The 13,753-nt window shown below is 39.9% G+C and carries 11 protein-coding genes, 1 tRNA gene and 2 pseudogenes; 9 read left to right on the top strand and 5 right to left on the bottom strand.

Annotation, left to right across the window (positions count from 1 at the left end; genetic code table 11):
- Positions 1–103 precede the first annotated feature (103 nt).
- The 4 genes and pseudogenes from J5X91_RS08040 to J5X91_RS08025 all read left to right on the top strand — a co-directional run.
- Positions 104–949, top strand: a pseudogene (locus J5X91_RS08040) (AAA family ATPase); the annotation flags it as partial.
- A gap of 102 nt (positions 950–1,051) precedes the next feature.
- The gene (locus J5X91_RS08035) at positions 1,052–1,828 is read left to right on the top strand and encodes a hypothetical protein (protein WP_208834376.1); all 777 of its coding nucleotides are present in this window, start codon (positions 1,052–1,054) and stop codon (positions 1,826–1,828) included.
- Positions 1,814–1,917: transfer RNA gene (locus J5X91_RS08030), tRNA-OTHER, on the top strand. Before J5X91_RS08035 ends, J5X91_RS08030 begins: the two co-directional genes overlap by 15 nt.
- 548 nt (positions 1,918–2,465) lie before the next feature.
- Positions 2,466–3,959 carry an acetyl-CoA hydrolase/transferase family protein gene (locus J5X91_RS08025; protein WP_011328660.1) on the top strand — a complete coding sequence of 498 codons (1,494 nt, stop codon included), beginning with the start codon at positions 2,466–2,468 and terminating at the stop codon, positions 3,957–3,959.
- A gap of 228 nt (positions 3,960–4,187) precedes the next feature.
- Here J5X91_RS08025 and J5X91_RS08020 read toward each other — a convergent pair whose 3' ends face one another.
- From J5X91_RS08020 to J5X91_RS08005, 4 genes and pseudogenes are all read right to left on the bottom strand, one after another.
- Complete coding sequence (locus J5X91_RS08020; protein ID WP_011328659.1) at positions 4,188–4,592, bottom strand: DUF6691 family protein; 405 nt, start codon at positions 4,590–4,592, stop codon at positions 4,188–4,190.
- A 3-nt stretch (positions 4,593–4,595) separates the two neighbouring features.
- On the bottom strand, positions 4,596–5,009 hold the full coding sequence (locus J5X91_RS08015) for a YeeE/YedE thiosulfate transporter family protein (RefSeq protein ID WP_208834375.1): 414 nt from the start codon (positions 5,007–5,009) through the stop codon (positions 4,596–4,598).
- A gap of 3 nt (positions 5,010–5,012) precedes the next feature.
- Positions 5,013–6,272, bottom strand: a complete 1,260-nt coding sequence (locus J5X91_RS08010) for an outer membrane protein transport protein (RefSeq protein ID WP_208834374.1) — start codon at positions 6,270–6,272, stop codon at positions 5,013–5,015.
- Positions 6,273–6,501: 229 nt separating this feature from the next.
- Positions 6,502–6,690: pseudogene (locus tag J5X91_RS08005) on the bottom strand (MFS transporter); the annotation flags it as partial.
- 129 nt (positions 6,691–6,819) lie between these two features.
- On the opposite strand from J5X91_RS08005, the gene J5X91_RS08000 reads away from it, so the two are divergent.
- From J5X91_RS08000 to J5X91_RS07990, 3 genes are all read left to right on the top strand, one after another.
- Positions 6,820–9,021, top strand: a complete 2,202-nt coding sequence (locus J5X91_RS08000) for an exonuclease domain-containing protein (RefSeq protein ID WP_208834373.1) — start codon at positions 6,820–6,822, stop codon at positions 9,019–9,021.
- 215 nt (positions 9,022–9,236) lie between these two features.
- The gene (locus J5X91_RS07995) at positions 9,237–10,067 is read left to right on the top strand and encodes a hypothetical protein (RefSeq protein ID WP_208834372.1); all 831 of its coding nucleotides are present in this window, start codon (positions 9,237–9,239) and stop codon (positions 10,065–10,067) included.
- 51 nt (positions 10,068–10,118) lie between these two features.
- On the top strand, positions 10,119–11,051 hold the full coding sequence (locus tag J5X91_RS07990; protein WP_208834371.1) for a hypothetical protein: 933 nt from the start codon (positions 10,119–10,121) through the stop codon (positions 11,049–11,051).
- Here the strand turns inward: J5X91_RS07990 and J5X91_RS07985 are convergent.
- The gene (locus tag J5X91_RS07985; protein WP_197108298.1) at positions 11,035–12,360 is read right to left on the bottom strand and encodes a S8 family serine peptidase; all 1,326 of its coding nucleotides are present in this window, start codon (positions 12,358–12,360) and stop codon (positions 11,035–11,037) included. The two genes, J5X91_RS07990 and J5X91_RS07985, sit on opposite strands and share 17 nt — an antisense overlap.
- Positions 12,361–12,539: 179 nt before the next feature.
- On the opposite strand from J5X91_RS07985, the gene J5X91_RS07980 reads away from it, so the two are divergent.
- Positions 12,540–13,031, top strand: a complete 492-nt coding sequence (locus tag J5X91_RS07980; RefSeq protein WP_208834370.1) for an RNA polymerase sigma factor — start codon at positions 12,540–12,542, stop codon at positions 13,029–13,031.
- Positions 13,028–13,747 (top strand): hypothetical protein, encoded by a 720-nt coding sequence (locus J5X91_RS07975; protein ID WP_208834369.1) that lies wholly within the window; start codon positions 13,028–13,030, stop codon positions 13,745–13,747. The genes J5X91_RS07980 and J5X91_RS07975 overlap by 4 nt, the downstream gene beginning before the upstream one ends.
- The last annotated feature ends 6 nt before the right edge of the window (positions 13,748–13,753 follow it).

The following is a 13,753-nucleotide window of genomic DNA, read 5'->3' as shown; positions in this document are numbered from 1 at the left end:
TGGTTTTCACTGAGCCAACTACTAGAAGGCGCTCGATTCATGCAAGCGCAACAACAGGAGATGTGATCAAGAGACAGATCCTGACACAGGGGGTAAGCATAAGAATGCGATTTTGCTTCTGGATGAACCTGGTATGAGTCTTCATGCGCTCAAACAGAGAGATTTTAGAGAAACAATCTCTCGATTATCTAAGGACAATCAGACCATATTCTCAACGCACTCTCCTTTTCTCGTTGGGCCTGACGAACTAGACATTGTTCGTGTCGTTGAAATGAAGAGCCGAGAAGCTGGAACAACAGTCCACACCACTTTGTCCTCAAAAGACCCAGCTGGAATGCTTCCTCTACAAGAGGCGCTTGGCTATGACCTCGCCAACAGCCTATTTTCACAACAACGAAATTTGATCTTAGAGGGAATAACAGATTATTGGTATATCGAGGCAACATCTTCACTCTTCAAAGATGCAGGAAGAACATCAGTGAATGATAAAATTGCTCTTGTATTTGCTAATACAGCGGGAAAGGTGGTTTATTACGCAACAATACTTCATGCCCATAAATTGAAAGTTGCCGCATTGCTGGATACAGATAGTGCAGGAGATCAAGCTGCTCAACAGGAAAACCTTGTTCACGCTCTAGGTAATAAAAATATTTTGCGCACAAAAGATTACTGTGATGTAGGTAAAGCTGAGATAGAAGATTTACTTAGAGTCACTTTAGCGTCTATCGTCAAATCAGAATATGGAGTGGACCTTACAGAAAAAGTGACCACTCAGTCAAGTAGACCTGTTGTTGAGCTGTTCTCTAAAGAAATAGATGGTTTTTCAAAGTACAAATTAGCTAAAGCCTACATTCGCTGGACACAAAATCATACAGTAGACAATTTAAGCCCAGATGAAAGTTCTCAGTGGGGTAAGCTATTTGATACTATCAATAAAGTATTAAAATAATTTTCAGTGCACTATACATAAGTTAAGCGCTGTACTCGGATAATTTCAAAATTGACGGTGTTCATATCGCTAGCAGTTCATTTAGATTTAGGGGTATGTATATTGTCGACTTTTTCAACACATTGTTTTAGAGACTTTAAGCGTTTTATTGGCGAGTTAACAGCTAATGCGGCCGGAACTTATATTGCGGCATGCTTTACAGGGGACAATTTGCCCCCAGCTAGCGATCCATGGGGTGATCTTGCTAAAAATTATGAAATTAAAGTTGATGGGATTAAAACGGAACAAGTATTGAAAAGCTCCTCTAGATTGAATATGGTAAGTATTTACAGTGGATTTGATTTATACCTAGCGGCATTTCGAAAGCAGTACACGGTGCTTTCCGAAAAAAACTGGATCAAAGAAGATAAGGACAGCCCATTTGAAGAGATTCGGAGAAACCTATTAAGAGATAAAATAAGAAAAGCGCATGATGTGGCTGATGAAATGATTGACGTAATTGAATACTATAGATTATTTAGAAATTCAGTTGCTCATCCTTCGGATAAAAATAAAAAAAATGCTGAACAAGTATTTATAGATTCAGAGCTTTCCAGGGAGAGTGTACGAAATTACTATTGTATACAATCAGCACCTAATTCCCCCAACGATATCAATTTTCATGATGTGAAGCTTTTCTCTAGAATTTTGCTGGACTTACTCCCAAAATTTGATGAGATTGTTGATCCTGGAGATGACCGGCTGCTACAATTGTTGCCGAGCAACAGTTGGCTGTTACTTAATGATGAGAGAAAGAAAAATGCGCGTATTGGGTTTTTAGTTAATACATATGGACTTGATAGAAATCGTGCTTCTGAAATTATTGGCTCACTAGCATAATTGGTAGTGCATCGTCCTTCAAGAGAGTCTTCTAAAGAGGGCCCTCTTGAAGGCGAAAGTCCCTAGTTCGAGTCTGGGGTGAGTCACCATTTTTTTGCTTTAACTTCCTTTGTTAAAAAGTATTTTCAAGTGTGTTATCAAATACTATGTGTGACACATTTTGGTAATATATTTTTGACTTTATTTTTAAGTAACCTCGCATGATAAAGCTAGTTTTTAGTAACTTTATGTCATCTTAAACTTCAATTTTATGCCAATATACACTTCACTTGCGGCACTGTAGCTCAGTAAAAGCGTATGTTCTTATGCCAACTTATACTTCAAACAACATTGGGTGCTATAAACTAATTACTTATAACTAAGCCACTTTATAAACTACATTTTATTCAATTTATTTTTCTCTCATTATTCTACTTTTTTCCAATTTTAATCCCATACTTTAAATACTCACTTAAAACTTACGCTATATCAGCATATTAAATTTATATAAATGTTCGTACATTAAAGTAGATTGCTACCACCAAGGCACTTTATTCTGTGTTTGCGTAACTTAATTTAGTAAATGCGACCTAAGTCTAGATTGCGAAGTGCGCTGTAATACTTAAAATAACGCCAAATTAAAAAGGGGCTCAGTAGTATGCAGTTAGAACGTATCCGCAATAGCAATCTGCACCAAAAAGTAATGTCAGCAGAACAAGCTAGCCAATTTATTAAAGATGGAATGACAGTAGGCATGAGTGGCTTTACTCGTGCCGGTGAAGCTAAAGCCGTGCCAAGAGCACTGGTTGAGCGTGTTAAAAATAACCCAATGAAAATAAACCTAATGACCGGTGCGTCGTTAGGTAATGATTTAGATAAACTACTTACAGAAGCGGGTGTGCTAGCCCGCCGTATGCCTTTTCAAGTAGATAGCACATTACGTAAAGCGATTAATAACGGCGAAGTAATGTTTATTGATCAGCATTTATCAGAAACCGTTGAGCAGTTGCGTAATCATCAATTAACTATGCCTGATGTGGCGGTTATTGAAGCGGTAGCCATTACTGAAGAAGGCCATATTGTGCCTACTACTTCGGTAGGAAACTCTGCAAGCTTTGCTATTTTTGCTAAAGAAGTGATTATTGAAATAAATATGTTGCACAGCCCTGAACTTGAAGGCTTGCATGACATATATATTCCTTCGTATCGCCCTGTGCGCCAACCAATTCCTTTAACTAAAGTAGATGATCGTATTGGTAGCACGGCTATTCCAATTGATCCTGCTAAAATTGTTGGCATTGTTTTTACTAATCAGAGCGATTCGTTTTCAACAGTTACCGACCCTGACGTAGATACAGCGGCTATTGCCAGCCACTTAGTGAGCTTTTTTAAAGAAGAAGTAGCACAAAAGCGTATGGCAGAAAACCTAGGGCCATTACAAGCAGGTATTGGTAATATTGCTAACGCGGTAATGATGGGATTGTTAGATTCTGATTTTGAAGATTTAACAATGTACTCAGAAGTATTACAAGATTCGACCTTTGATTTAATTGATGCCGGTAAACTTAAATTTGCTTCAGGCAGTTCAATTGTTTTATCAGAGCGTTGTAATGCAAAAGTATTTAATAACCTATCAGAATATAAAGATAAGTTAGTGTTACGTCCGCAAGAAGTGTCGAATCACCCTGAAATAGTACGCCGTTTAGGGATCATTGCCATTAATACTGCGCTTGAGTTTGATATGTACGGTAACGTAAACTCAACCCACGTTTGTGGTACTCGCATGATGAATGGTATTGGCGGCTCGGGTGACTTTGCACGTAATGCGCATTTAGCGATATTTGTTACTAAGTCGATTGCTAAAGATGGCGCTATTTCGAGTGTAGTACCTATGGTAAGCCACGTTGACCATAACGAACATGACGTTGATATATTAGTAACCGAGCAAGGCTTAGCCGATTTACGCGGCTTAGCGCCACGTGAACGTGCTGTACAAGTTATTAAGCACTGTGTGCACCCAGATTACCGTGACGCCATGCTAGATTACTATGAGCGCGCTTGTAAGCGAGGCGGACACACACCTCATTTATTAGAAGAAGCGTTTAGCTGGCATATTCGCCTTGAAGAGCAAGGCAGTATGAAAAAAGCCTAATAAATATAATCCCAAATTGCACCAATCCATACAGTTAATCTGTTTTGGGTTTAATTAAACGCTCCTTTTAGGGGCGTTTTTTTAGCGCTACTCTACACAATTAATTAGCCACTTAGTCTTGAGTATTAAAAGGCCTAAATTCGGATAATAAGTGCTGGCTAATTACCTTTAAGTAATCCATTAACACCTGGTATTAATGGGTTACTTAAACAGCCTCTAAAATCAAACTTAAGTAAGCTTTTTAGTTAGCCACATACCGCCTAGCACGGCCGCAAAAAACAACAAAAATTCCACTTTAAAAGACACTAATTGAACCAAGCCAGGGCCTGGGCATATGCCACTTAAACCCCAGCCTAAACCAAAGAGTATTGAGCCAGTAATTAAGCGCGCATCAACTTTTTTCAAATCACTTAAGTTAAATGATCCTGAAAGGAGTGGCTTCTCTTTTTTTGCAACCCATAACCACGTAAGCATCATTATTAGCATGGCAACAGCCATCACTATAATTAAACTTGCGTCCCATTGGTTCCCGTAGGTAAGAAAGTTAATTACTTTAGCGGGGTTTGTCATACCGCTAATAATAAGCCCTAAGCCAAATATAAAGCCTATAACAACCATCATAATTGCTTTCATTACTTATCCTACCAGGTTTGCTGTAATAATGGCGACGAGCATAAATGTACACGTTGCAACCCAAGAGCGGGTAGAAAAACGCGACATGCCGCACACGCTATGGCCACTTGTACATCCATTAGCTAAAGTTGTACCTACGCCAACTAAAAGCCCCGCAACAATAATAAGCCAAGGCGACAACTGTAATTCGGCTTCTAATAAAGAAGGGGCAAATACTCTTACAGCTACACCTGCTAACAACAACCCTAAAATAAAGTATAACTGCCAACGAGAGCCCGAATTTGCTTTAGCAAATACAGACTTAACAATGCCCGATATGCCTGCAATTTTTCCGTATAAAACCAGTAATAACGTACACGCTATACCTATTAATGCACCGCCTATTGCAGCCGACACTGGGGTGAATTCTGTTACCATTTTTTAAATTTCCCAAACAATAGAAACACCTAAACCGGTTTGTTTCATTTCGATTGATACTTGCTGATTTGGCGCTAAGTAGTTAGCACCCGTTACTTTTTTTGCAGGCGAATAAAAAGCCATAGCGTTTAATTGTACCTTGTTGGTAAAAGAATGGCTAAAGCCCGTTGTAAAATGCCACTCTTGAACGCCCGGCGCTAAAATATTTAATATAACTTGGGACGAAGGAATAGGTTGCTCGGTGTAAGACACCCCAAAACGAATTTTTTGTTGCGGTGTACGCTGCCACTGATAACCAAGCTTATAAATAGTCATATCGTTCCAGCCAAATCCAGCGCCGGCGTTAGCTCCTAAAGGCGCTGACATTAAGTTATTGATTGGATTTGCAATACTTTTTACTTCGCTGTAATTGATTTTTTGCCAATCAAATACCACCTGATTACTAGGTGTAAGCTGATAAGCTGCACCAAGTTGAAACGAACTTGGCAGATCAAATCCGCCTTGCTCTGCAAACAAACCTTTATAGCTATCAAACTCTTCCATCGACACTGCTGAGCGGTAACTTGCGCCTAAACTAAGCGATGAGTTAATTGCATGGCTTATACCTAATTGAACACCAAACCCTGTACTTGTATCTGTGCCATTATTAGTAAGCGCTTCTGGTGATTGCGAAAAAGGAGCAAAGTTTTCAAGCCCTTGTGCTTCAAACTGTTGCACCACGTAAATGGGGGATACACCAAGGCGTGTTTGTTCATTCAACTTATAGCTTAAGGTTGGGCTAATAAAGAGTTGCTTTAAATCAACGCCTGCCGTACCAGCGTAAAAGGTGCCTTCAGGAGCGGACTCTGCGCTGTACTCGGTATTCATGCCGCCGTTGCCATACACTAATAAACCAATATTTATTTTTTCATTTAATTGATGACCAATAGCAAATTCTGGAATTGCAAACACGGTGTTGTCGCTTTTTTGTGTTTTTGCTGCAAGATAAAATGCGCCAGGGTAAAAAGTATCTACTTTTGATGCAGTGTATTTTCGCTCAGGAGAAAAAAGCTCTAAGCCCAGAGATAGCTGTGTTCCGTTTGGTAAAAAGGTTGCTGGATTATTAGCGCCAGACATTAGCTCTTCTGACAGCGCTACACCTGCGCCAGCCATACCTTTGTGGGTCATGCCGTAGCCGTGAGTAAAATAACCATTCGTAGCAAATGTACTAAATGAGCCCAACGCGCACGTTAAAGCTAAGCCTGATATTAACTGTTTTTTCATTTTGGTAGACACATAAAGTTGGAATTGGCGGACAATAGCTAACTTTTGATATTCTAAAAAGGAATTTAAATAGATTACTTATAATAAAAGGTAATAGAACAATGGCTATAAAGTTAAAATAAATGAGTATAGATTGCTCTTTAACCTTTAGGTTATTTAAATCGCCATTATTAAATGGCGCTATTGTGTGCAAAGGCAAAGCGGCGACTAATATCACCGCTTTTAAAAATCACATAGATTCGAGCGTTTTACCGCGCGTTTCTTTAATATATTTAACAACAAAAAATAGGCTTATAAGTGCCGATAACGCATAAAATCCGTAAGCACCGGCAAGGCCTATATTGGCAAGCATAATAGGGAAGGTCATAGTAATTGCAAAGTTAGCAATCCACTGCGCACTGGCGGCCACAGCAAGGGCTGTACCATCATAATTAGCGTAAGAAATAATATTATTAGCACTATTAATGGTGCTAAATCTTATCCTAATTAACGCCTGATAACTCAAAGCATTACTGATTACAACTTTAAGATTGAATAATAAGCATAAATGCTAGATACTGTTTTTATATACAGCTATGGCAATGTTATGAAAAAAGAATTACCAGCAAAATACTATTTAGCGCATTTTAGAGAGCTTATTGAGTTTGTAACAAGTAAATGTATGCATTTACTTGAGCCCAAGCACAGCGAATTTATTAATAAAATTAATCAGCTTGATGAGCAAAGCCAGTGTATGTTGGCGCGCGTATATTCGCGCAAACCCTATTTAGTACAAGCGCAGTCCCTCACTTATGAAGAAATAACCTCGCCGCATCAGGCTATTTATACGCTAAAAAAAGCAGGTGTTTTATTTGAGCCGAACGAGCAGCATTATTCACAGCTTTTGGCGCACTTAACCAAACCTGCTTTACTAGAGTTACTAAGTAATTATCCTGATCAAATAAGCTATAAAAAGAGCGCCGCTAAAGGCGCGCTGGTGGATAGTGCACGTGAGTTTTTTAAAAGCTGCCCGCACGAGCTTGCACCGCTTTATAGCCAGTATGTAATTAATAACCGCAGCGATTATTATGAGTATTTTGAGTTTTTATTTGCAGGTAAACTAAGCAGTGGTGATGTGAATCATCAAAACCGTTTTGTAATGCGAGACTTAGGTTTAACCGCTACGCGTGAAGGGCATAGCGAGAGCTTATCGCGCTTTGAAACGAAGGCCGAGGCGCAATCAAACTATTTATTAAACCGTTACCGATTAGCATTTAAAAATATAACCGATGAGAGCGATTACGTTGCTTTAGCGCCGCAGGTTCTAGTGCAAGCTGCACATGGTGCAATAGCTGTTACGCTTAAAAATAAGTTATTAGTACAGCTTTTTAAACAGTTAAAAAACACCAATAGCGAACTTGCTTTTAGTTTACTTGAAGGGTGTGTTGATGATAGCGAAGCACACGAAATTCAAATAAGAGAGCAATACAGGCTTGGTAATAAACAGTGGGTAAAAGCACGCTTAGAAGCCATTATTGAAAATCCGCTAACGGATGATTTACTGTACTTTGCTGACGACTTTTTAATGCGTAAATTTAATAAGCAAACGCGTTCGCGTTTAAGCACTATGCTTGCTGACACTCAGTGCGTACTCGAAATTGACGAATTATACCGAGGTGAAGTAGAGCAAGGCGTAAACGATTATTACACTGGCCAAGGTATGCAGGTATTTAATACCGAAAACACATTGTGGCAAAGTTTGTTTGGTTTAGTATTTTGGCACGAATTATTTATTGATACCCCTTATCCGCCATGCAATGAGTTTGATATTTATCCGCAAGTATTAAGGCTTGGTAATTTTTATGCAGCGCAACCAGCGCAAATAAATGAGCGCTTAGCACAGTGCCAAACACCTCAGGCATTACTTAAATTAGTATGTAAAAATGCAGCGCAATACTTTGATCAACCTAACGGTTTATTTAAATGGCATAACGAGTTATTACAACCACTAGAAGCGCTGATTTTAAATAGCCCAATTGAGGCGTTAATTACTCACTTAACTAATATGAGTAAACATTATTTACAGCTAAAAGACGGCTACCCCGACTTAATGGTTATCCATAACGGCAAAGTACATTTTGAAGAAGTAAAAGCCCCAGGCGACAAGCTAAGGCGAAATCAATTAACGACTATAGATAACTTAAAGAGCAGTGGTTTTGAGGTACATATAGCCGTTGTTAAATGGTTTATAGATCCCAACCGCATTTACAGCGTAGTTGATTTAGAAACGACAGGCGCATTAAAAGGCGGTAACAAAATAACCGAAATTGGCTTAGTTAAAGTACAGCATGGCAAAGTAATCGATACCTGGACTACTTTAGTTAACCCACAGCGACATATACCTGGGTTTATCACGTCGTTAACCGGTATTAGCGATAGCATGGTAAGTAATGCGCCAGTATTTGCAGATATAGTAAAACCTTTAATGGCTAAATTAGCGGGAAGCATTTTTGTTGCGCACAATGTTAACTTTGACTACGGGTTTATTAAAAAAGAATGCGAAATGGCAAAGGTGCCTTTTAAAATGCCCAAGTTGTGCACTGTGGTGGAATCGCGTAAAGCCTTTGCGGGCTTAAAGTCGTACTCGTTGGGTAATTTGTCAAAGCACTTTAATTTAAACTTAACCAGCCATCACCGAGCGCTTGCCGATGCAACCGCCACAGCGCAGTTGTTACTCCTTATTCAACAAGCACCAATAGCACATAGGTAAATACAGGGAAGGTATTTACCGTGTTTTTTAACTTTAATTGCAGTTGCTTGTTCTCTAGCCGCTTTGTCATAAATACTCTCGCTGCTTAATTTTAATTCAAGTTTTTAAAAAGCACTTAATTTTAAATTAAGTTTAAAGTTTTTATTTTATTTTGGAATAAACCAATAATTCATCCGTCTTCTATATGTCAATCCGACAAACTAGAGGAAAAGATGATGACTAAACTAAATAAAATTGTAAGCGTAATGATGTTAAGTGGTGCTTGTGCTTTTGTAACTACGGCGCATGCAGCTGCAGTTGACATTACTCAGTCAACGTCGGCAGAGCAACAAACAGCAACGTCAGTGAAAATGGCTCAAAATGGTGTAAATGCCAGAGGCAGTAATGACACTAACATATCGAACGAGACGAGCGTAACCGCTTCAAAGTCAGAAACAACCGCAGATGGGCAAAGTGATACCGAAAATAGTGCAAATTCACTGGTTGCAGCTACAAGCTCGGCGCTTAACACTTCATTCAGATCATCGGCTGCTTCATTAGATGCGACTACCAACACCGCGTTAAACACCACAGCACAGCTAACTCGTTCAGCCGCTAATTTAACCGGTGGGCTGAGCCAATCTTCATTATTAAATGTAACATCAACGCAGACTGAAAACGCTGAAGGTGTTAAACCTACAACGCCAGACACCGCGCTGGTATCAAATGTTAGTCATGCAAAAGCTGCAGTAACGCAAGCTGCAGCAGAAAATACGCTTAATTCAGCACAATTAACAAACCAGCTAACACTTACAAATACCGTAAATTCTGCGCTGCAATTAGGCAATGGGATTGACGCAAGCACTGAGGTTGTAGGCAGCGTTCAGCAGTCTTTAATGAGCAGTGTACAAGACAGTACCGTGAGTTCGTTGCAAGCTACGGTACAGCAAAGTGTTAGTGGGCAAGTTAGCTCAGCGGTGTCAGAGCAAATAAGTAACGATGTAGCACTGAGTACAGCAAGCGAAGTGGTTACTAATATTACCAACGATTTAGACCTAGGCCTTTAATACATTATTAAAGCCGAGTAGGGCAACCTACTCGGCGTGTTGGAGATCACTATGAAAGCAATTATTACAGCCACATTATGCGTATTTAGCACTCAAGCCAGCTTTGCTGAAACAACAGCCATAGCGCCAAAAAGTAGTTTTGATGTATCCGCCGATGCTGCGGTGGGAGTATTAAATAACTCGGCATTGTCAGTACAAGAACTCGATGATATTTCATCAAAAAGCGATAGCGGCGTTAAAATTTCGACTGGCGCCACTGCAAAATGGCAAGTGTCTAAAGCTGTAAAGCTAACGTCAAGTTATCGCTTTGAGCAGCAAAATTATGACGAGTTTGATCAGTACGATTTAGACTTACATCAATATGGGGTAGATGGGAGCTATAGCTTTAATAGTAATGAGCTAGGGCTACGCTACGATGGCGCTAAAGCTAATGTGGCTGGCGATACCTTTTTACATTTTAACCAAGTAAGTGCCTATTATGGGCGATTTTTATCACCGCAAACTTACTTAAGAATGAGTGTGAAAAATAAAACCAAACGCTTTGCCAGTGCAACAGCGCGTGATGCCGATGGTGTAGGGGCTGATATTGGCTTGTATCACTTTATAAACGACGGGCAGACCATGCTAATGGCATCAATAGCCGCTGATAAAGAGGATGCACAAGACAGTCAATTCGATTTTAGCGGCTATACCTTTAACACAAAAATAACGCACAAATTTACCGCACTTAATTTAAGTAATAAAGTGGGCTTGGGCTGGCGCTATCAAAATAAAAATTACGAAGAGCAAACGAGTAATGAAGTACTTGAGGCGCTTCCTTCGCGCGATGAGCATAGAAATGTTGTTAACGTGTTTTGGCATCTCGACTTGTTTAAACATATAATGTTAGTCACAGAAGCCGAGTACGGTGACTATGAATCTAAGCAAAATAGTAACACTTATACGCAAAGTATTGTCTCTGCATCTATTAAAGTGCACTTTTAGGGCGATAAATTGCCCCATAGCCAAACCGACTATCTTTACCTTGCTCACCGAGATCGTGAGCAAGCGAGGTTAGTTCATCAAGCGCTTTGGTTTTGTTGTTTTTATGTTTTACCAGTAAGCAACTCAGCGCAGCACTCACATGAGGGGCTGCCATTGAAGTCCCCGACTCCTTGCCAAATTCACCATTGCCTAAAGCGGTAAATACATTTACCCCCAGTGCACTAAAGTCAATATAGTCACCATTATTAGACCAACGATAAAGCTGGTTATTGTTATCGATAGCACTAACTGCAATAACGCTATGATACGCCGCAGGGAAGAGCGGCTTAGCCGCAGGGCCTTCGTTTCCTGCTGCGGCAACGATAAGACTATTTTGCTTTATCGCCGCTTCGATACTGGTTTTTAAAATAGCATTGTCTGGCCCAGTTAAGCTCATATTGATCACCTTAACTTTTTCATGCGCTAACCAATCTAACGCCTCAACAATGGCAAATAATGTCGCCCCTTGTGCAAACTCTGACTGACGATAAAACACCTCAGCGCTATATAAGTATGCATTACCTAATAGCGGAGTGAGCTCATTGCTGCTACCCACTAATAAGCCCGCAATCGCAGTACCGTGTAATATCGGGGAATTAAGTCCATCGGGTAAAAAGCTACGATTAATAATTTTTGCGTTAGTAAAAGCGCGGTGCTGCTTGTTTATGGCACTATCGATAATACCTATTTTGGCGCTAGATTGGCAAAAAGGCTGCGGCGTTTGAGCGATGACTGTCGTTAATACAGCCGTTGATGTTTGTGCTTGATATACATGGTTTCGATCCAGTAGAGCCGCGTCAGTTAAGTTAAGTTTTTTTACTAATTGTGCTTTGGAGTCAATGTTTTTGGCCACATTAAAACGTACTAAACTCATTCCAAGAGAGCTGTAGTTTTTAACTGAAATAATCGTCACATCGTGTTTTTTTAGCGCACTGAGTTGTTCGGCATTAGCCATTAATAACCATTGGTGTTGAATAGCACGAAAGCCACCTTCTACCTCTACGTCAACAAACATATTATGTTGGTTGTTAATACTTATATTAATTACACTGGGTAAGTTACTCAATGGTTGGTTTACTTGTGCTTTTAGTTCGTCCAGCGAGGTTTGTGGGATCAGTGCGGGTAAGCGCTTAGTGCGATTGATGCTTGACTCAATTCTTTGCTCAATCGAGTTTAAATGCTTGAGCGCTTGGTCTACCGGTACTAGGTTTGCAAATACCGAGCTGGTACAAAAACAAACAGAGGCTGTAATTATGAAAGGTATTTTCATGCTAAAGTTACTTCTTATAAATTAAAACGTTAATAGGGTCTGTTTATTTTTCGAGGTTGAATAAACTTTAATCCAGAAAGGTCACAGACCCTAAGTTAACGTTTGAGGCAAAAATTAATTTCAATTATTTTGGAATAAATTTTTATTTGAATCGTCTTCTCTCTATAGAGGAGTAAAAAATGCAAAAAAACCTACAAACACTATTACCCATGTTAAGACGTTTTGCCTACTCGCTAACGGGTAGTAAAGCAGATGCAGACGATGTAGTGCAAATAACAATTGAAAAATTATTAGTTAAAGGCATTCCCGAGGACGTTGAACCCGCAAAGTGGGCGTTTAAAGTTTGCCGTAATGTATGGATAGATGAGTATCGCTCTCGCAAAGTACGCCAAGAAGCAGTACAGAATGAGCATTTACAAGAGCCTGTAAGCACAGATGAACACAGTGCCTTAGAGCAAAAGCAATTGCTTGAAAAAGTGAACAGCGCACTAGGTGATCTCCCCGATGAACAGCGCGCAATTGTGTCTTTAGTAGCGGTGCAAGGCATGGCATATAAAGAGGTCGCACAAGTACTTGATATACCCATAGGCAGTGTGATGAGTAAACTGTCGCGCGCTCGAAGTGCACTGTATAGTTTAATAAAACCAGACTTTAATGAGGAGCAAGCATGAAAATTACCGATGAAACACTTAGCGCCTTTTTAGATTCTGAGTTACCCGAAAACGAGATGGAGCAAGTACGCTTAGCGTTAGAAACCGATGACGAATTAGTAATGCGATTAGCGGAATTAAGCGAAGTGGACGCTTTGCTTAAACAGCACGCGAGTTTAATTGATCAGCAACCACTGAGTGAGGCGCTGGCTAAAACCGTGGCTAAACTACAAAACAATAACCTAGTGCAGTTATCAGCATGGCAAAGGGTTAAGCAAGCAGCGAATAAAAACCTCGCCATTGCCGCCAGTATTGCAGTTGTGTTTGGTGTGGGCACTACTAGTTATTTTCAAACGCAAAGTAATTCCAGCTTAGTGGCACAACATATAGCAACCGCGTTAGATACGCAGTTAAGCACTGATGAAGTTACCCAAGCCGATGGGACAACATTTAAAGCAAGTTTAAGTTTTGCGAATCTACAAGGTGAGCTTTGTCGGCAGTATGAAGTGGCTGCAGCGGCTAAAAGCAATGTTGCTATTGCGTGTAAAACAGCGGATGGCTGGCAAGTAAAAGCGCAGTTTCAACAAGGGAAAAGTGACAATGGTTCGCAATATCAAACGGCTTCTAATAATAAACCGCTTGAGCAAGTAATTGATCAAATGATCAGCGGCGCGCCATTAAACACAAACCAGGAACAACAAGCCATTGCTCAGCAATGGAAAATTAAAAATAATTAATGAGGT

It is taken from the genome of Pseudoalteromonas sp. K222D (assembly GCF_017653575.1).
Lineage (GTDB): Bacteria > Pseudomonadota > Gammaproteobacteria > Enterobacterales > Alteromonadaceae > Pseudoalteromonas > Pseudoalteromonas nigrifaciens.
Note: the sequence above shows the minus strand (reverse complement) of the source record. Positions and strands in the feature narration are given on the sequence as shown.

Bases quoted from the DNA above. Each gene is read 5' to 3' on its own strand.
- J5X91_RS08015 (WP_208834375.1), bottom strand. From the start codon at position 5,009: ATGGTAACAGAATTCACCCCAGTGTCGGCTGCAATAGGCGGTGCATTA.
- J5X91_RS08010 (WP_208834374.1), bottom strand. From the start codon at position 6,272: ATGAAAAAACAGTTAATATCAGGCTTAGCTTTAACGTGCGCGTTGGGC.
- J5X91_RS07985 (WP_197108298.1), bottom strand. From the start codon at position 12,360: ATGAAAATACCTTTCATAATTACAGCCTCTGTTTGTTTTTGTACCAGC.
- J5X91_RS07975 (WP_208834369.1), top strand. From the start codon at position 13,028: ATGAAAATTACCGATGAAACACTTAGCGCCTTTTTAGATTCTGAGTTA.
- J5X91_RS07980 (WP_208834370.1), top strand. From the start codon at position 12,540: ATGCAAAAAAACCTACAAACACTATTACCCATGTTAAGACGTTTTGCC.
- J5X91_RS07995 (WP_208834372.1), top strand. From the start codon at position 9,237: ATGACTAAACTAAATAAAATTGTAAGCGTAATGATGTTAAGTGGTGCT.
- J5X91_RS08025 (WP_011328660.1), top strand. From the start codon at position 2,466: ATGCAGTTAGAACGTATCCGCAATAGCAATCTGCACCAAAAAGTAATG.
- J5X91_RS08000 (WP_208834373.1), top strand. From the start codon at position 6,820: ATGCTAGATACTGTTTTTATATACAGCTATGGCAATGTTATGAAAAAA.
- J5X91_RS07990 (WP_208834371.1), top strand. From the start codon at position 10,119: ATGAAAGCAATTATTACAGCCACATTATGCGTATTTAGCACTCAAGCC.
- J5X91_RS08020 (WP_011328659.1), bottom strand. From the start codon at position 4,592: ATGAAAGCAATTATGATGGTTGTTATAGGCTTTATATTTGGCTTAGGG.